The sequence below is a fragment of the Testudinibacter sp. P80/BLE/0925 genome, from assembly GCF_053570785.1.
This window is the reverse complement of sequence record NZ_CM131636.1, coordinates 2,286,445-2,306,355: the sequence shown is the minus strand read 5'-3', so window position 1 is coordinate 2,306,355 and position 19,911 is coordinate 2,286,445. Positions and strand designations below refer to the sequence as shown.

General features: G+C 43.8%; 15 protein-coding genes. All 15 read left to right on the top strand.

Annotated elements, in window-relative coordinates; all coding sequences use genetic code 11:
* Nucleotides 1-9 precede the first annotated feature (9 nt).
* On the top strand, nt 10-1,845 hold the full coding sequence (locus ACWA5Z_RS11150; RefSeq protein WP_431052386.1) for a ShlB/FhaC/HecB family hemolysin secretion/activation protein: 1,836 nt from the start codon (nt 10-12) through the stop codon (nt 1,843-1,845).
* Nucleotides 1,846-1,924: 79 nt separating this feature from the next.
* Nucleotides 1,925-10,669 carry a two-partner secretion domain-containing protein gene (locus tag ACWA5Z_RS11145; RefSeq protein ID WP_431052384.1) on the top strand — a complete coding sequence of 2,915 codons (8,745 nt, stop codon included), beginning with the start codon at nt 1,925-1,927 and terminating at the stop codon, nt 10,667-10,669.
* Entirely contained in the window at nt 10,662-11,093 is a 432-nt protein-coding gene (locus ACWA5Z_RS11140; RefSeq protein ID WP_431052382.1) for a DUF6911 family protein, read from the top strand. Before ACWA5Z_RS11145 ends, ACWA5Z_RS11140 begins: the two co-directional genes overlap by 8 nt.
* Nucleotides 11,094-13,514 carry an ESPR-type extended signal peptide-containing protein gene (locus tag ACWA5Z_RS11135; RefSeq protein WP_431052381.1) on the top strand — a complete coding sequence of 807 codons (2,421 nt, stop codon included), beginning with the start codon at nt 11,094-11,096 and terminating at the stop codon, nt 13,512-13,514.
* A complete protein-coding gene (locus ACWA5Z_RS11130) occupies nt 13,505-13,795 on the top strand; it encodes a barstar family protein (RefSeq protein WP_431052379.1) in 291 nt (96 codons plus the stop codon). The genes ACWA5Z_RS11135 and ACWA5Z_RS11130 overlap by 10 nt, the downstream gene beginning before the upstream one ends.
* Nucleotides 13,796-13,842: 47 nt before the next feature.
* Nucleotides 13,843-14,091 carry a GH-E family nuclease gene (locus ACWA5Z_RS11125; RefSeq protein WP_431052377.1) on the top strand — a complete coding sequence of 83 codons (249 nt, stop codon included), beginning with the start codon at nt 13,843-13,845 and terminating at the stop codon, nt 14,089-14,091.
* Between the two features lie 2 nt (nt 14,092-14,093).
* Nucleotides 14,094-14,657, top strand: a complete 564-nt coding sequence (locus tag ACWA5Z_RS11120) for an ankyrin repeat domain-containing protein (protein ID WP_431052375.1) — start codon at nt 14,094-14,096, stop codon at nt 14,655-14,657.
* A 190-nt stretch (nt 14,658-14,847) separates the two neighbouring features.
* Complete coding sequence (locus tag ACWA5Z_RS11115) at nt 14,848-15,366, top strand: hypothetical protein (protein ID WP_431052373.1); 519 nt, start codon at nt 14,848-14,850, stop codon at nt 15,364-15,366.
* Nucleotides 15,367-15,429: 63 nt separating this feature from the next.
* Entirely contained in the window at nt 15,430-16,404 is a 975-nt protein-coding gene (locus ACWA5Z_RS11110; protein ID WP_431052371.1) for a hypothetical protein, read from the top strand.
* Nucleotides 16,405-16,406: 2 nt separating this feature from the next.
* Nucleotides 16,407-16,772, top strand: a complete 366-nt coding sequence (locus ACWA5Z_RS11105; RefSeq protein WP_431052369.1) for an Imm8 family immunity protein — start codon at nt 16,407-16,409, stop codon at nt 16,770-16,772.
* A gap of 99 nt (nt 16,773-16,871) precedes the next feature.
* Entirely contained in the window at nt 16,872-17,087 is a 216-nt protein-coding gene (locus ACWA5Z_RS11100; RefSeq protein WP_431052367.1) for a hypothetical protein, read from the top strand.
* Between the two features lies 1 nt (nt 17,088).
* Nucleotides 17,089-17,460: an Imm8 family immunity protein gene (locus tag ACWA5Z_RS11095; RefSeq protein WP_431052365.1), complete on the top strand. Its 372-nt coding sequence runs from the start codon at nt 17,089-17,091 to the stop codon at nt 17,458-17,460.
* Between the two features lie 111 nt (nt 17,461-17,571).
* Entirely contained in the window at nt 17,572-17,844 is a 273-nt protein-coding gene (locus ACWA5Z_RS11090; protein WP_431052363.1) for a hypothetical protein, read from the top strand.
* 135 nt (nt 17,845-17,979) lie between these two features.
* Nucleotides 17,980-19,305: a hypothetical protein gene (locus ACWA5Z_RS11085; protein WP_431052361.1), complete on the top strand. Its 1,326-nt coding sequence runs from the start codon at nt 17,980-17,982 to the stop codon at nt 19,303-19,305.
* Nucleotides 19,292-19,873, top strand: coding sequence for a hypothetical protein (locus ACWA5Z_RS11080; RefSeq protein ID WP_431052359.1), 582 nt, complete (start codon nt 19,292-19,294; stop codon nt 19,871-19,873). The genes ACWA5Z_RS11085 and ACWA5Z_RS11080 overlap by 14 nt, the downstream gene beginning before the upstream one ends.
* The last annotated feature ends 38 nt before the right edge of the window (nt 19,874-19,911 follow it).

Sequence of the window (19,911 nt, the reverse complement as noted above, 5' to 3'; positions counted from 1 at the left end):
GATAAGATCATGCTTTTATATCGCAATATTCAATCTTTTTTACCTAAAATCAGTGTTATTTTTCTTCTTATTACCGTTTTTTCTTCATCAATATCAGCCGTAGAGCCGCCTGCGCAAAACACCGAGCAAACTCGAAATCAAATGGATTTGGACGCCCGACAACAACAACGCCAGCAGGAACAAACCCTTTCAATTCAACGGCAACAAATCAATCATCCGGAAGTGCGGTTTCAAAGCGATATCGAAACCACTCAAGAACGCCCCCTGTTAATTCCCGAAGCCCAATGCCTGACCATTTCCGAACTTTACCTGACTAACCTCGAACTTACCCAAACTGACATGACTGCATACGCTTTAAAAGGTGTACGACCGCCGAGAAGCCAATTCGATTGGGCGTTGGATGCGGTGTATCAAGCACGGGATTTTTCCCTGCCGCATTGTATCGGCGGTGAAGGCATCGGCATTCTGATTAATCGGATTCAAAACGCGATTATCGAAAAGGGTTTTGTCACCACGCGGGTGTTGGTGCAGCCGCAGGATTTACGCAGCGGGAAGCTGATTCTCACCGTGATTCCCGGCAAAGTAAGGCAAATTCAATTACGGGATAACAGCGATTATCCTAAGGCGACGTTGGCAACGGTGTGGTTTGCGTTGCCGACGAAAAGCGGGGCGTTATTGAATATCCGCGCTATCGAACAGGGCTTGGAAAACCTGAAACGCCCGCCGCACGCCGATGCCGATATCCAAATCATCCCGGCGCAAGGCGATGGCGCGCAGCCGGGCGAAAGTGATTTGCAGATTGATTTTCAACAGCGCTTTCCTTATCGCTTGTCTTTATCGTTGGACGATAGCGGCAGCAAAGCGACCGGGCGGTTGCAGGGCACGGCAACGGTGTCGATTGAAAACATGTTGTCGTTGAACGATCTGTTTTACGCTTCTTTTACACACAGTTTCAAACGCGGCAGCGATGATGACGGTGCGCGCGGCAGCAACAATACCAGCCTGTATTACGGCGTGCCGTGGAAAAATTGGCTGTTGAGCGTGTCCGGGTCACAATATGATTACCACCAAACGGTGTTTGGCCCGTTCACCGATTATGAATATGCCGGCAAAAGCACCCATTTGAATGCCAACCTTTCCCGGACGTTATATCGTGACGGCAGCCGCAAAACGACGGCGACAGTTGGTGTCTGGCATCGCCGCACCGCGAACTTTGTGGATCGGTCGGAAATCGATGTGCAACGTCGGCGCATGGCAGGTTGGCAAATCGGGCTGAATCACCGTGAATATCTCGGCAGTGCCACCTTAGATTTCTCCTTCGACTATAAACGCGGCACCGGCGCCAACCGTTCGCTGGCGGCGCCGGAAGAGGCGCATGGCGAAGGCACGTCGCGCCCGAAAATCATCAGTGCCGAAATCAGCTTCAAGCAACCGTTCAAACTGGGCGAACAGCCGTGGCAATTGAGTACCGGTTGGCGCGGGCAATGGAACAAAACCCCGCTTGTTCCGCAAGACCGCTTGAGTATCGGCGGGCGTTACACGGTGCGCGGTTTTGACGGCGAATTGACCTTAAGCGGTGACCGCGGCTGGTTATGGCGCAATGAATTGGCGTGGAATGTGATGACAAGCGGACATGAGCTGTACCTTGCCATCGACAAAGGTGTGGTGCGCGGGCGCAGTACGGCCAAGCTTCTGGGTCGTCATCTGGTTGGCGGGGCGGTCGGTTTGCGCGGTAATCTGTGGGGCTTGGATTATGCGTATTTTATCGGTACGCCTATTCATAAGCCGCAAGGTTTCCGTACCGGCCATGTAACCACCGGATTTAGTCTGAGTTATCAGTTTTAATCCAAGTCGCCAGAGTAAAAAAGAAGAAAGTAGTAAAAGTAGTAAAAGAAGAAAACAGTAAACGTAAAAGGAACATCCTATGAACAAGCATCTTTACCGCCTGATTTTCAGCAAAAGCCAACAACGTGTGGTTGTGGTGTCTGAAATGGCCACCCGCGAGGGCAAAGCCAAAGGCGAGGGCGGACAGATGGTTGCGGAGGAGGTGGGCCGTTTTACTTTTTTAACCCAAGGCTGGCGGCTAAGTGCGGTCAATCTCAGTTTATTTACCGTGTTGGGCTTTTTGTTGGTGAGCAATGTCTCCGCCAATGAACTGCAAATTCGCGCCGACCAAAGCGCACCGAAAAACCAGCAGGCGATTATATTGCAAACGGCGAACGGTTTGCCGCAGGTGAATATCCAAACCCCGAATGACAAAGGCTTGTCGCATAATAAATACCAACAGTTCGATGTCGATACCCAAGGCGCGATTCTGAACAACAGCCGCACCGAAGTGCAAACCGAACAAGGCGGGTGGGTGCAGGGCAATCCCTATCTGGCACGCAGCGAAGCCAAGGTGATTCTGAATGAAGTCAATTCCAACAACCCGAGCCAACTGAAAGGTTATGTCGAAGTCGCCGGCAAGCGTGCCGAGGTGATTATCGCCAACCCGTCCGGCATTCATTGCGAAGGCTGCGGCACGATTAACGCCGGCCGCACCGCCTTGACCACCGGCAAGGTGGAACTGGAAAACGGGATGGTGAAAGGCTATCAAGTCGAGCAAGGCAAAGTCACCGTTTCCGGGCGCGGCATGGACACCAGCCGTTCCGATTACACCGATATTATTGCGCGAGAAACCGAAATCAATGCGGGCATTTGGGCGAAAGAACTGAAAGTCACCACCGGCATAAACAAGGTCTCGGCGGACAATCAATCGGTGCAAGTCATTCATAAAAGCAAACAAAACGACACGGAACAGCCGGCACAAACCGTGCGCTATGCGGTGGACGTATCGGAATTGGGCGGGATGTATGCCGGCAAAATCCACTTGGTCGGCACCGAAGAGGGCTTGGGCGTGCGCAATGCCGGGCATATCGGCGCGACCCAAGGCCATGTGCGGATTGATTCGCAGGGGCAGATTGTCAATAGCGGCTTTGTCGGCGCACAGCAAGACGTCAAGCTGAGTGCAAAACATCAAATAGAAAACCGCGGCACGGTTTATACGCAACAAGGTGATGTGCAGCTGCAAAGCCAAACCCAAGGTATCGACCAACGCGGCAGCGTGATTGCCAAAGGCGATTCACAAAGCAAGGGCAAAGTGCGGTTGCAGGCAAAAGGCAAGATAGCCCAGCAGGGCGAAACCTTCGCCGAAAGTGATATCACCTACCAAGCCAACCAGATTGAAGCTGGAAAATCCGCCGTGCTTGCCGCCGGCGTGCGCTTTGAACAAACCGAAAACGGTGAACGCAAAACCCTGAATGCGGCAAGCGAAAGTGGTAAAAACCTGACCTTAACCGCCGAGCAACGTGCGGTGGCGCAGGGGCAGAATCTGGCGTCGGGGCAGATTAGCGTACAAGCCGAACAGATTGATTTAAATAATAGCCAAACCAGCGCCAACCGCCTACAGGTCGAAGCGCGCAGTGGTGCGATTACTGCGGACAACAGTATCATCCGCAGTGAAACCAGTGCTGAATTCCGCACCCCGACCGCACTTTCCACCCAAGGGGCGAATCTGAATGCCGAGCAACTGCATATTCAGGCGTACACTGTCAACAATGACGGCGGCAGTTGGCAGCAACGCAGCACACAAGCCTTCAACCTTGATTTGCAAGGAGGATTAAGTAACTGGCAAGGGCAAATCAGCAGTGCCGGCGATATCAATCTGAAAACGGCATGGCTGAACAACCAGCAGGGATTACTCGAAGCCAACGCGAATCTTAACCTAAACACCCAACAGGGCGGGTTGAATAACCGACAGGGCACGCTCAGCAGTCAACAGAACCTCACACTGAACAGCGGTGTATTGAATAACCAGGGTGGTTTGGTACAAAGTGGGGGCAGAATGGTGATGACAACGGCTGATTTTCATAATCAACAAGGGATAGTCAGTAGCTTATCTGATATTCAACTGGATAGCCAACAATACGCCTTGAACAATAAGCAGGGCAAACTGATTGCGGATAAGACGCTTCAACTATTCACCGGCGCGCTTGATAATCAAGGCGGAGTTATTCGGTCATTGCAGCAACTTGCTATTGTTGCTACGGAGGTTATTAATAATCGGAAAATCTCGGATAACGGCTCTCTGATCCAGGCTGGTAATCAGTTAAAGTTGACAACCAAACATTTGGATAATCGTGATACCAAAGCGACTACAGAAAAACCAAAGCAAGGGATATTAGCATATGATTTAGACTTCTTTACCGAGACGGTCAATAATAAGAGGGGCGGTATTTATAGTACGGCAAGCTTAGAGGGGAATATTCGACAAACATTGGATAATCGCGATGGAGAAATTTTCTCACTGGATGAGTTGGCTTTACAAGGAGATTTGCTTGCCTTGTATAACCAGCAAGGACAGATTGAAAGTCGAGGTCATTTAACACTCCATTTAGATCGTTTCATAAATGAAGGTAATATCAAAACTCAAGCGGATGCGGATATTGTGCATCGACAGGATTTAACCTTAAATCAGGCGTTTCAAGTTGATGGTATTCTGAATCTCTCGCTTGATGGTAATTTTAATAATCGTACAAAGCTGATTACTGGTAGGGGGTTGCATATCAAGGCGAAGCAGCTTGATAATCCATTTGGTCGGGAACTTAGCGCAATGAATACATATATTTCCGCCGAGCATATTATCAATCGCGGTTTGATTGATGGTGATGTCAACGTGCTTAAAACAACACAGTTGGATAATATCGGTACAGGACGGATTTATGGCGGGCACCTCTCGCTCCAAGCAACGACACTGCGAAATGATCATGAAACTGTAAACGATGAGACGAAATCGGCGACGATAGCGGCGCGAGAGCAGTTGGATTTGGCCGGTGATAAGATCATCAATAAAGATGGCGCAATAATTTTTAGTTTAGGACATCTTTATTTTGGTACACGGTTAAATGACAGAAATAATGCTACGGGTGCAGGGGCAACTATTACGAATGCAAACGGCGTGATTGAAGCGTTGGGCAATATTGTTTTTAATCATGCTAATGTAAAAAATCTGCATCAGTATCTAGAAACGGAAATTAAAGAAGTTTCTCGAACGTCGATTTACGAATACAGCTTAGATGCGGCTTCTCAACGCTGGCGAAAAGGCGTTGATTCCGTTGAAGTGATTCGAAAGGATAATCAAGGTGGAGGCGGTCTTTTTGGTAATGCAAAAGTCCGTGATTTGTATGCATTAAAAACCCCTGATGGTGGTGAACATGAGAACTGGATGGAATATGACTATACGCGAGTTATCGAACGCACGCAGGTCTTACCGCCACGTTATGCGGAAGGACGCATTTTAAGCGGTGGTAATATTGATTTTGGCGCAGGCAATGTCACTAATCAAAACAGTAAAATTATTGCTGCCGGTCATTTTTTATCCGAAGCGGGAAAGTTTATTGACAATATAGAAACCCCGGGTATCGAACGAACAACCGAGTTAGGTAAAGTGCATCATAAAACCAAAGGACGCAAGTGTGTAAAAAATATTCCGCTTGTAGGTTGTATCGATCATGCCGATACGACGAATACCGCGACGAGACGTTATGCACCACAGATACCGGATAAATCAATTAAGCTTGGTGTATTTGACTATGCGCAATCGGCACAGGAAAAATGGCAGACAGTGTCGGGACAGATAAATAAAACGATTCAAACGCAGACGGCAAATCAAGCGGCAACTCTTACCCTCAATACCAAATCATTGAGTGAAGTAACCGTACAGACTGTGTTCGACACCTTTACAATCCGAACCTATTCCCCGATTCTCACCCTACCGCAGGCGAGTTTGTACAAAATTAATCCGGCGACAAACAGTCATGTTTTGGTGGAAACCGATCCGCAATTTGCCAACCGTCGCCAATGGCTCAGTTCTGATTATATGTTTGATGCTTTGCGTAGCGATCATGCCAATATGCATAAACGTTTGGGGGACGGTTTTTATGAGCAACGTTTGATTAATGAACAGATTAATCAATTGACCGGACGGCGTTTTTTAGGCAATTACCAATCGGATTATGAGCAATACAAAGCCTTGATGGATAGCGGAATCAAATATGCCGAACAGTTTGGCTTAATTCCCGGCATAGCGCTGAGCGAAGCGCAAATGAAAGAGCTGACAACGGATATGGTTTGGTTGGTCAAACGCGAAGTGCGGTTAGCCGACGGCAGCACAAGCACCGTATTGGTGCCGCAGGTGTATATTGTGGCGCGGGATAGCGATGTGACTGCACGCGGCGCGGTGATTTCCGCCAACCGGATTATAGCCAATACCACCGGCGATATTGAAAACAGCGGTGTGATTGCCGGGCGGCAGTTGACCGCACTGTCGGCGGAGAATATCCGCAATCTGGGCGGTACATTACAAGGCGGGCAGTTATTGCTGGAAGCCCGGCAGGATCTGACAAACCTCGGCGGCAGTTGGCTGGCGGATAAAACACTGTCGGCACAGGCAAAAAATATCCAGATTGAAAGCACATTGTCTGAAACCGAAGACAGCGGTGAGTTTTATAAAAAAGGCTTAAATCAACTCGCCAAAGTGCGGTTGAACGACCATGACGGCGAACTGATTTTCCGCAGCCAAGAGGATATTACCATTAAAGGCGCAACTTTTGATATTGCCGGTAAAACGACGATTAATGCCGGCAATCAATTGAATTTAGGCACGCTGACTACCGAAAATAAAGAACACTATAATTTTAATGATGACAACTACTATCGACTGCATCAAACGGCAGAAGTCGGTAATCAATTGAATTTTAATGGTGACGCGATATTGACCGGCAAAAACGAGGTTGTTATTCGTGGTAATCAGATTCACGGCGACGGGAAATTGCTTGTTGCTTCGCAGGGTAATATCCGGATTGAGGAAGCCCGGCAAACAGAACAACTCTCCTCTGCGTCTAAAACCAGCAGTAAGGGGTTGTTGAGTAAAACCACGGAAATCAGAAAACACGATCACGATTATGATTTGGCGGTTGGCTCGCAAATTGATGCGAAAAAGATATTGATTCAGTCCAAACAAGGCGATGTCAAGATTATCGGCAGTGATGTCGTTGCTGAAGATACGATGTTGATTCAGGGCAAAAATGTATCGATTGTCGAAGCGGAAAATCGAATGAGAGAGGAGAATTTCAGCCAAACCACGAAAAAAGGAGTAATGAGCAGCGGAGGGTTTGGTTTTACGATTGGTTCGCGCCAAACCACCTTGGAAACGGATAACCGCAAATATTATTCTCGCGCTAGCCAGGTCGGCACGTTGAATGGCGATATGTTGGTGGTTGCCGAAAAGGACTATTTGCAACGTGGCAGTGCCGTGACCTCGGTTGCCGGTGATACTCAGGTTCAAGCCAAACGGATTAATATTACCGCGGCGGATGATCGATATGAAACCGATCAAAAATATACTTTTGAACAAAAAGGTTTGACGGTGGCAGTGAATGTGCCGGCGTTACAAGCCGTACAAAGTGCGGTAGAAACGGTGAAAAACATCGGCGGCAGCAAAAATGATCGTATTAATGCAATGGGCGCGGCTAATGCGGCTTGGGACAGTTATAAAGCCGGTAAAGATTTGAAAGCGTTAGGGGAAGGGCTGGCGAATGGTGACATGCCAGCACAAAATGTCAGTGTCTCCATCACCTATGGCGAGCAGAAAAATATTAATCAAACCCATACGCAAGGCAATACCGCAAACAGCAGTAAGTTGCATGCCGGCGGCAAAGCGTTGCTGATTACGACGGGAGAGAAAGACACCTCGCATATTCATATCAAAGGCTCGGATGTCGCCGGACTTGAGGGGACGGTGCTGCAAACGGCAGGTAAAATTGATATTGCGGCAGCCGAGCAGAATCATCAAGAACGAAGCAAAAACAGCTCACAGGGTTGGAATGCGGGCGTTGCCGTCAGCTATGGCAGTGATGGTTTTGCTTTTGGCGTAACTGCCGGAGGTAATGTAGGCAGAGGCTACGGCAATGGTGATGAGCGCACTTGGGTCAATAGCCATGTTGGTTTGCAAGAGAGCAACACCACAATCATCAGCGGCGGTGACACGCATATTGTCGGCGGGGTGGTGCGTGGCAAAGGGGTACACACTGACATCGGCGGCGATTTAACGATTGCCAGCTTACAAGACAGCTTGCAATATAAAGGCAAGCAACAAAATGTCAGCGGTCAAATCACGGTAGGCTACGGCGTATCAGGCTCGGCGAGTTATAACCAATCGAAGATAAATGCGGATTATGCCAGTGTGCAAGAACAATCCGGCATTTTTGCCGGAGATGACGGCTACCAAGTGGCGGTGAAGGGGCATACTGAATTGAGCGGCGGCTTAATCACCTCAACGGCACAGGCGGAATCGGAGGGAAAAAACCGTTTCCGCACAGGCACGATAGGTTCTCGGGATATTGAAAACCATGCCAATTACAAAGGCAGTACGCTCGGAGTGAGTGGCGGTTTCAGTGTCGGCGGCGGCGAGAGCGCTAAAGAAGTCGGCGGCGTGAAGTTAGCTCCGCAGGGTCAAAATTATGCCCAACAAGAGGGCGACCCGAATGGCGGTAAGGGCAAAACCGACGTCAGCATGGGAATCGGTTTCGGTTCAGACAGCAGCAGTGCCGGCGGTGTCACCCGCAGTGGTATCAACACCCGCAATATTGAGATAACCGACAGTGTTGCACAGCAAACCCGCACAGGCAAAAGCGCAGAAACGGCATTGCGCGCTCTGCAAACGGATATCACCACGGAAAGTGCGGTAGCGCGCTCAGGCAGGGTGAGCAACCAATTTGATAAAGACGCCTTGCAAAAAGAGCTGGATATTCAACGGACAACGACAGAAAGTTTTGGAAAAACCGCGGCACAGGGCGTGGCATATACCGCCGAAAAACTGGGTGATGTCAAAGCCTATGAAGTGACGGAAGGGATTAAAGCGCAAGCAGAGCAAGCGCTCAAGCACGAAACTGACCCGAACAAACGTGCCGTGCTGAAAAACAAAATTGCACAAGCAGACGCTTATCTTGAACAAAACCAAGCGAACTACGCCTTATGGAAAGAGGGCGGCACGGGACGAACCGCACTTCATGCGATAGCGGGCGGTGTTTTAACCGGCAATGTCAGCGGCGCGGTGGCAAGCGGCACAACCTCGGCAGCCGCACCGCACTTGAATGTGCTGGGTCAAGAGCTGGGCGATGTGGGCAAAGCGGTATTAGATATCGGTGCCGGTATGGCGATAGGGGCGGCAACCGGCGGCGGGACGGCAGCGGTGAGCGCAGGCGGCAATACCGATTGGCATAACCGGCAGTTGCACCCGAGAGAAATGGATTGGATACGGGATAATGCGGCAGCCTTTGCCAAAGAGCAAGGCATTAGCGTGGCAGAAGCGGAGCAACGCTTGGTTGAGCGGGCGGCACAACGGGTGGATTATGCTTGGTCGAAGATGATAGACAGCCAAGATACGGCGGCGGACAGTTTCCTGTCATCGGTTTCGGGTATAAAAGGCGACGTGCCGTCATCAAGTGCGGTGAGCTTTATCAACAGCGACGGCAAGCAACAAAACCTGTTTAGTGCTTCACGCGACGAGTATTACTCCACTGGGAAGTATTCGGATTTAGCCGCAAGGTATAATCGAGAAAACAATCAGTTGCTGACGAATACCCTTGTGCCGAAAGTGAAGAATAATCTTGTTTTTGAGGGAGTGAAAGACGGCGGTAATGCACTTAGTGAGGCGGCAAGGGCAGCCCTAAACTCACCGACAGAGACCCTCCGAGGCGTCACCGGCAATTTGGCACACAGTTTATCGGAATGCTTAAAACATCCGACAGCTTGCGCAACAGAAAAATGGGCAACATTTGATAGTGCGTCAGGCGATTTACTGAGAACGCATTACAATCAAGCGGATGTTAATGCCCTATATGGCAAAGAGATGACTGCCGAAACCGCACTTGTACCGTTAGTCAGAGGCGGAACGGTGGTTGCGGAAGTGCTGCCGGCGGCAAAAGCCGGGGCGGTTGCGGTTAAATCAATCGATAATATGCTATCACCTTTAGCGAAAGGTGTTAGTGCGAATGATAAACTGCCTGTTGTTGGAAAAACAGAAGGGTATGAAAATCAGACCACTACTATTTCGATCGGGGCAGAAAACAATGCAACGGCTGTCCCATTAAAAATTCAATTATCTAATGAATCTCTTAAAGCCAGTGGGTCAAATTTAGATAAAGCAGAGGTAATTGCTAGAGCTGAGTTAAATGGCAAGATTTATATTGATACCAATCAAAAAGCTAGGGCAAATAATTTAGCGGATCATAAAGTGCCAACGCTGATATCTGACGATATTGGAAATAAACCGCCTCAACGTGACGGTACTCCATATCCAAATTCAAACATGGCAGAGGCTCATGCTGAAATAGGAACAATTCAACAAGCCTATAATGAAGGCAGAACACAAGGTCAAAATATGACTATTAATGTTCAAGGGCGTGATGTTTGTGATTTTTGTAAAAAAGATATTGCATTAGCAGCTCAGAAAGCAGGTTTAAAATCAGTAGTTGTTAGAGCTGTTGATGAAAAAGGAATAATTAGAAATTATCATTGGACTCAAGGACAAAGTTCTATTAAACATATTAAGGGTGAAAATAATGAATAAAGATATTTATTTTTCTTGCTCTTATAAAATTAATTCTATTTGGTTTATAGCATGCCATGAAAAAAAAATAACATTTATGAATCCTATTAAGGATATTATTGATATTATAAGTTATATAGAAAACAATGAAGGTGAAGCTAGGTTAGAGATATTTCCAGAGCCAGATTTTGGTGTGTCCAGCATACGAGTTATCGCTTATCCTCCAAATCAATATTTACTTACATTAGCAGAATATTTAGATGATGGAGATTTAGTTGTTAGAACAAAATTGGATACTCCTTATAATCCTAATTTAGTTATGTTTGATGGCGATGGTGAAATGTATCCATCTTCTGCAATTATTGATGATTTTGACTTTGTAATAAAAGTGTTCTCTATATTTCTAGAAACAGGTGATGTCCCTTATGACTTAATGGATATATAAATGAACAAAAACACCTACCGCATAATTTTCAGCCAATCCCAGCAACAATTTATCGTTGTTTCGGAATTGGCAAAATCGAAAACGTCTTCTGAGCGCAGAAGTGCGGTAGGTAAGTCTGTGCGCTTTAGTGATGGTGTGTCTATCGGCGGTGATTTAATAATTGCCGGTGTGCAAGAACAATCCGGCATTTTTGCCGGGGATGACGGCTACCAAGTGGCGGTGAAGGGGCATACTGAATTGAGCGGCGGCTTAATCACCTCAACGGCACAGGCGGAATCGGAGGGAAAAAACCGTTTCCGCACAGGCACGATAGGTTCTCGGGATATTGAAAACCATGCCAATTACAAAGGCAGTACGCTCGGAGTGAGTGGCGGTTTCAGTGTCGGCGGCGGCGAGAGCGCTAAAGAAGTCGGCGGCGTGAAGTTAGCTCCGCAGGGTCAAAATTATGCCCAACAAGAGGGCGACCCGAATGGCGGTCAGGGCAAAATCGACGTCAGCATGGGAATCGGTTTCGGTTCAGACAGCAGCAGTGCCGGCGGTGTCACCCGCAGTGGTATCAACACCCGCAATATTGAGATAACCGACAGTGTTGCACAGCAAACCCGCACAGGCAAAAGCGCAGAAACGGCATTGCGCGCTCTGCAAACGGATATCACCACGGAAAGTGCGGTAGCGCGCTCAGGCAGGGTGAGCAACCAATTTGATAAAGACGCCTTGCAAAAAGAGCTGGATATTCAACGGACAACGACAGAAAGTTTTGGAAAAACCGCGGCACAGGGCGTGGCATATACCGCCGAAAAACTGGGTGATGTCAAAGCCTATGAAGTGACGGAAGGGATTAAAGCGCAAGCAGAGCAAGCGCTCAAGCACGAAACTGACCCGAACAAACGTGCCGTGCTGAAAAACAAAATTGCACAAGCAGACGCTTATCTTGAACAAAACCAAGCGAACTACGCCTTATGGAAAGAGGGCGGCACGGGACGAACCGCACTTCATGCGATAGCGGGCGGTGTTTTAACCGGCAATGTCAGCGGCGCGGTGGCAAGCGGCACAACCTCGGCAGCCGCACCGCACTTGAATGTGCTGGGTCAAGAGCTGGGCGATGTGGGCAAAGCGGTATTAGATATCGGTGCCGGTATGGCGATAGGGGCGGCAACCGGCGGCGGGACGGCAGCGGTGAGCGCAGGCGGCAATACCGATTGGCATAACCGGCAGTTGCACCCGAGAGAAATGGATTGGATACGGGATAATGCGGCAGCCTTTGCCAAAGAGCAAGGCATTAGCGTGGCAGAAGCGGAGCAACGCTTGGTTGAGCGGGCGGCACAACGGGTGGATTATGCTTGGTCGAAGATGATAGACAGCCAAGATACGGCGGCGGACAGTTTCCTGTCATCGGTTTCGGGTATAAAAGGCGACGTGCCGTCATCAAGTGCGGTGAGCTTTATCAACAGCGACGGCAAGCAACAAAACCTGTTTAGTGCTTCACGCGACGAGTATTACTCCACTGGGAAGTATTCGGATTTAGCCGCAAGGTATAATCGAGAAAACAATCAGTTGCTGACGAATACCCTTGTGCCGAAAGTGAAGAATAATCTTGTTTTTGAGGGAGTGAAAGACGGCGGTAATGCACTTAGTGAGGCGGCAAGGGCAGCCCTAAACTCACCGACAGAGACCCTCCGAGGCGTCACCGGCAATTTGGCACACAGTTTATCGGAATGCTTAAAACATCCGACGGCTTGCGCAACAGAAAAATGGGCAACATTTGATCGTGCGTCAGGGGATTTACTGAAAACGCATTACAATCAGGCGGATGTTAATACCCTATACGGCAAAGAGATGACTGCCGAAACCGCACTTGTACCGTTAGTCAGAGGCGGAACGGTGGTTGCGGAAGTGCTGCCGGCGGCAAAAGCCGGGGCGGTTGCGGTTAAATCAGTCGATAATATGCTATCACCTTTAGCGAAAGGTGTTAGTGCGAATGATAAATTGCCTGTTGTTGGAAAAACAACTGAGTATCCGGTAGTTGAATTTAACCCGCAAGCACATAATGCAGCAATCTATGAAGCACTAAAATTAGATTTAAAAACTCAGCAGGCGGCTAATCATTTAATAGATAGCTTAAAGAATACAGGGAAATTACCTGATAATTATGTAACTAAAGATATTGCTGAAAAAGTATATAGTTGGCAATCTGGAAAACCATTCAAGCAGGGGCAGTTAGGTGGTGATATTTTTGATAATAATCTTAATTTATTACCATCTACATCAGAAAGAATATGGTATGAAGCGGATCTAGGGATAGATAATAATATAAGTAGAAATAAACAACCGGGTACAAGGTTGTTATATTCTAATGATGGTTACTTATATATAACGACAGACCATTATAAAACTTTTAAGGAGATTGGTAAGTGGAAATAATATTAAATGGGAATAATATTTCTTGTGAAGCTGATTTTTATAATGAATTATGTAGTCAGAATCCAGATTTTGGGGTCTATTTTGGTAGAAATTTAAGTGCATTAAAAGACTATATAGGTCTATTGGATGGCTATACGATCAAATGGTTAAATCATAGCTACTCTAAAAATAAGTTAAAGAGTGATTATGATAAGATTGTTAATATATTTCTTGATAGAAATGAAAATATATTGAGGAAAGAATTGGGTGACTATAGAATAATTAATTTAATACTTTGTTGATTTAATTTCTCTAATGTAAGACTGATAATTTATCAATCAAAAAATTGATGGGTTATAACAAAGGTCCGATAGATATTGGTCATATTTACGGTTGGGAACATCGACGTTTATCTTTGGCGGCTCATGAATTAAATTTTTCCCGACAAGAATTTAATGATTATGTGAATGCCAGACCAGATAATTTTAGGTTGGAAAATATGTCAATTAACCGTAGTCATGTAGATGAAATGCCGGGTAATGGGAATCTAAATGATATTATTGATGATATGAAAAAGTTTAGAGCAACAGGAGAATAATTATGGCTAAACAAAATAAAAATCAGACCTTTGAAGAAAGATATCAAGAATTATATGAAAAAGACTTTGACTTACAAGCTACAGCAGCAAACAGAGAAGAAGATTTATCATTATTAAAAAAGTTATTTTTTGAAGAAAAAAAGTTGGATATCTTGGAAAAAACACCAAAAGAAAAATGGAATTGGTTACACCGTTGCAATCTTTTATCTGCGGCACCGCTCAGTGTGGTTCAATTTTATATTGATCATGGCGTAGATGTAAATGCCCAAGATATGTATGGCATGACCCCATTACATTATGCAATGCGTTCAAAGAATGTAGATGGAGCGATTGCGTTATTAAAGGCAGGGGCAAACCCAAATATTCCCAATAAAGATAATCTTATTCCGCTTCGAATGAGTATTCGTTACCCTAATAGATTGGATCTATTAGAATTGATGTTGAAAAATGGAGGGAATGTACATTATTTTAATGGTGAGAATTATTTATTGGAGTCACTAAAAGAATTTAAAGGTAATAATCCTGATTATAAAGATTATTTTGCTAAATTAGAGGAATATGCTTAGTTTTTAATTATCTTTGCTAGCTTAAAAGTCAAATTTCTCTTGATAAAATTACCAGTGATTATATGAATATCAGGCTGAGAATGTTTAGGTTGAAAAATAGAATGGTTAATCGTAGTCACGTGGATAAAATGCTGATGATTGATACTAATTATATAATTAAAATTGAAAATATTAGTATTTTGAGAGGTGAATGATGATAGAGGCAGGATTTAGAGGTCCTTTGACTCTCGTAGCTATTTCTAATACTCCTAGAGTTGAAATGAATTACTTCTTTCATGATTTAATTAAGTTTTTATTGATAAACTGTGATGTTAGACACAAATTAATATCGGATAGACTATATAAAAGGTATTTAAAATTTGACGAAATTAATGCTGCATATAGCTTAATGAAAAAGTTGGAGAACGATTTTTTAAAAAAACATGAGCTAATAAGGGATTTATATTGTCGATATTTTAAGGCGTTTTATGAAGTATGTGAGGAATTTTTTCTGCAAGAAAGTTCTTGCTCGGATAAATCTATAGGTAGAATTCAAGTCAGTATAGTTACAACGCCTTATCACATATTTGAAAAATTATTACCTGATAAATTCTATGATAATTTACCTGCAGAGGCTGAACCATACTGGATACAAACAATAAGTATGAAGGAATATGTTAAAAAATATTCGAAAGATCCTGAAGTATTAGAAATAGTAGAAAAATGGTAATTATTTCATTATTTGTTGAAGAGATGATTTGTAGAAGATCACGCTTGATCTTCTACAGGTGCGGTGAGCTTTATCAACAGCGACGGCAAGCAACAAAACCTGTTTAGTGCTTCACGTGACGAGTATTATTCTATTGGGAAATATTCGGATTTAGCCGCAAGGTATAATCGAGAAAACAATCAGTTGCTGACGAATACCCTTGTGCCGAAAGTGAAGAATAATCTTGTTTTTGAGGGAGTGAAAGACGGCGGTAATGCGCTTAGCGAGGCGGCAAGGGCAGTTTTAACCTCACCGACAAAAACCCTCCGAGGCGTCACCGGCAATTTGGCTCACAGTTTATCGGAATGCTTAAAACATCCGACGGCTTGCGCAACAGAAAAATGGGCAACATTTGATAGTGCATCAGGCGATTTACTGAGAACGCATTACAATCAGGCGGATGTTAATGCCCTGTATGGCAAAGAGATGACTGCCGAAACCGCACTTGTACCGTTAGTCAGAGGTGGAACGGTGGTTGCGGAAGTGCTGCCGGCGGCAAAAGCCGGGGCGGTTGCGGTTAAATCAGTCGATAATATGCTATCACCTTTAGCGAAAGGTGTTAGTGCAAATGAGAAGTTGCCTGTTGTTGATAAAACAGTAGGGTATGAAAATCAGACCACTAAAATTTCAAGCGGTGCAGAAAATGTTGTCCTTTATCCAAAATTAAAAGAACAATTGCAGATAGAAAATTTAAATAATATTGTAAAAAATAATTCTATTTTAGAACATGCAGCTTTAGGGAAAGGAAATTTAACTCAAAAAGGACACATAACTAGGGAAGAGGTTAAAAAACTTGCAAAAGAGTGGGTTGGTGATATGGCAAAAGAAACTAGTAATGGCTGGATTAGTGCAGATGGAACAAGATTATATCGCTCTCCTAGCGTTAAAAAATATTCGGCATATGCAGAAACAGGAATTCAAGCTAATTTCCAACGGGGGCATATGAAAGACGGTAAGTTTATTACAGAAAGTAATTTACATATTAATATTAAGGATTAAATATGTATGTCTTTGCAGAATTAAAAAGAATTGATTTTAATGGTTACATCCATAACAAGGATGAAGCTCAAAATGCGCTATTAGATTCATCTTATTTTATTCCACTATGTTTATCTATAGGTGAAAAGGGGAAGGATGGAGCTGATTTCTTTGATGTTGATGTATTCAATACTGGCTGGGTTAAAGAGAAAAAAATGGTGTTTGGAGGAGGGAGCTTTATATTTGATGATTTTGATGATTTTGATGACATAGAAAAATCCATAAAAAATTTTATTGATTCTATTTATGGTGAGTCTTGGTCTGACGTGTTGATCAAGTTAAGAAAATATTTCTCTTGGGAATATGAAAATTATCAATGCAAGGATTGATTTTATGTGATCAAAAATAGACGCTGTTTGATGGTGTGTCGGGTAATTTATTTAGAATATATTACAATCAAACTGATATTAATGTTCTCAGGAAGAAGAATGATTGGAGATGATTTTACCAATGTAAAAGTAAAAAATATTATAATAGGTTGGAATAGCGCAGATAAATTAAGAGGATACAGATTTCCTAGTGTAAAAGAATCTGACTATGTTGAAACTGGAGTTCAAGCTAACTTTGAAACATATAAAATAAATCCTGTTACAAATCAAAAAGAAAAAAATGGAAATGCGCATTTAAATATTATAGGGAATTAGTATGAAAGCTGAATTAAAATTAATAACTGATTTGTTTGGTGAGTTTTCACCAGCAGAATACATTCCTATTAATAATGATGTTTTTCATATAACATTGTTATTAGGTATTGGTGGGATTGATGGTGAGGCAATGGATTATTTTGATGTGTCTATATGTACATTGGAGTGGGTAAGGTTAAATAATGTTAAACCAGTTATTTTAAATAATACCATTTTAGTTGATGATTATGATTTTAACAAAATATTGAAATATATAAACGAATGCATTAATCTTTGTGATGGGAAAAACTGGTATGAGGTTGCTAATAATTTATCTAAATTTTTCCTCTGGGAATATGATAGGTATAAGACTTTGTCCACAGTTAAGGAATAGTATCGATAGAATATTTATCAAAAGCTTTTTTCAAGTGAAGATGCTATATTGGTGAGTTATATTTGGTTTTTTAATTGATTTCTATGGAGAGTAAAAGAGGAGCAAATTAAAATGAGTGAATTTTGTTATGCTCCAAGATTAGAATTTAATAACTGGGATGATTTTTTTGATTTCAAAAAAAATATATGTGAATCCGGTTTGTTTAAATTAACGAAAGCACCTGTTGGTGTGGTAAGTTATGGTTTTTTTAAATCATGGTATATTAATAAAGAAACTGATGAATTATGGTGTTTAACTGAGCCTGATCCACCTTTTTATGGAGAGTGGAAAAACGTAAGTAGGGAGAGCGAAAAAACCACTTCTAATCAAGAAGGTGGTAAATAATATGAATATGTCTTATGTTGATATAAGTAATTTAAAAAAGAAATTAGCAAATAAAATAGTAACTAATTTAAGTAAAGACAAATTGCACTTCATGCGATAGCGGGCGGTGTTTTAACCGGCAATGTCAGCGGCGCGGTGGCAAGCGGCACAACCTCGGCAGCCGCACCGCACTTGAATGCGCTGGGTCAAGAGCTGGGCGAGGTGGGCAAAGCGGTATTGGATATCGGCGCCGGTATGGCGATAGGGGCGGCAAGCGGCGGCGGGACGGCAGCGGTGAGCGCAGGCGGCAATACCGATTGGCATAACCGGCAGCTGCACCCGAGAGAAATGGATTGGATACGGGATAATGCGGCAGCCTTTGCCAAAGAGCAGGGCATTAGCGTGGCAGAAGCGGAACGGCGTTTGATTGAGCGGGCGGCACAACGGGTGGATTATGCCTGGTCGAAGATGATAGATAGCCAAGATACGGCGGCGGACAGTTTTCTTTCGTCGGCTTCGGGTATAAAAGGCGATGTGCCGCCATCAAGTGCGGTGAGCTTTATCAACAGCGACGGCAAACCACAAAACCTGTTTAGTGCTTCACGCGACGAGTATTACTCTATTGGGAAATATTCGGATTTAGCTGCAAGGTATAATCGAGAAAACAATCAGTTGCTGACGAATACCCTTGTGCCGAAAGTGAAGAATAATCTTGTTTTTGAGGGGGTGAAAGACGGCGGTAATGCGCTTAGCGAGGCGGCAAGGGCAGCCTTAAACTCACCGACAGAAACCCTCCGAGGCGTCACCGGCAATTTGGCACACAGTTTATCGGAATGCTTAAAACATCCGACGGCTTGCGCAACAGAAAAATGGGCAACATTTGATAGTGCGTCAGGGGATTTACTGAGAACGCATTACAATCAAGCGGATGTTAATGCCCTATATGGCAAAGAGATGACTGCCGAAACCGCACTTGTACCGTTAGTCAGAGGCGGAACGGTGGTTGCGGAAGTGCTGCCGGCGGCAAAAGCAGGGTCAGTTGCGGTTAAATCAGTCGATAATATGCTATCACCTTTAGCGAAAGGTGTTAGTGCGAATGATAAATTGCCTGTTGTTGGAGATTCTACAGGATATTTGCTTAATGAGGTTAAAGTAAACAGCAAAAATATTACGTTAGGCAACTTTAAAGGTTCAACAGCAAATTCATTGGAAAGATTTAATAATTATTTAAGCGATGCGATTGATACTACGGCTGGCAGCGGTGTAAAAAATGCCAAGAAACCAGCAGGTGTATCAATAGAAACAGATTGGGAAAATTTAACTAAAGATGCCAAAATCACATATTCTAATGATAGACGAATTGCAGTTTTTCCATCAGGAGAAAGGGCTATTTTTAGACCTAGTAAAACAGGTCCTATGACAATTGAGTTGCAGCGTCCAGATAGAAAGAAAATTATTGAGGTCTGTTATGAAAATAATTAGAGTGGAACCTTGGTATGAATATTGTGATCCTTATCTGGATTTAAATGAAAAAGATTTTAATGTGAATGAATTTGAGCTTAATAATATAGTATCATTTTATAAAAAAATTATAAACTTTGAATGTGAGGAATATAACACTGAATTTATTCTAAGGGATTTCAAGTTTATTGATTTTCTAAATTTTGATTATGATGACGAAGCAATTATGAAAAATTATATGGAGGACATAATTTCTCAATTTAAATTTTTTTATGCTATACCACTGATTTTTGATGAAAGTGAATTTAATATCATATTAAATTATTTTAAACCAAGTGTAGTATCTAAATTAAAGTCAAGTATTTTCAATTATAATAGAGTTTTTGGTTCAATGATCTCGGATTACTCTGGAGAATTTTTTGTTATATTTAATGATTTTAAAGCTTTTTGTATTGTAAAAAATGGACATTATTTAATGAGATTCCATAATATTGAAGAAATATATATTGATAATTGGTCAAAATTAGAATCAAAAGAAATTGAACTATATGATTATGACAGAAGGGTTATAACTCAATTTCAAGCCTAAATTCAAGAATTAATTGTAGGAAAGTAAAAAGGAAAAAA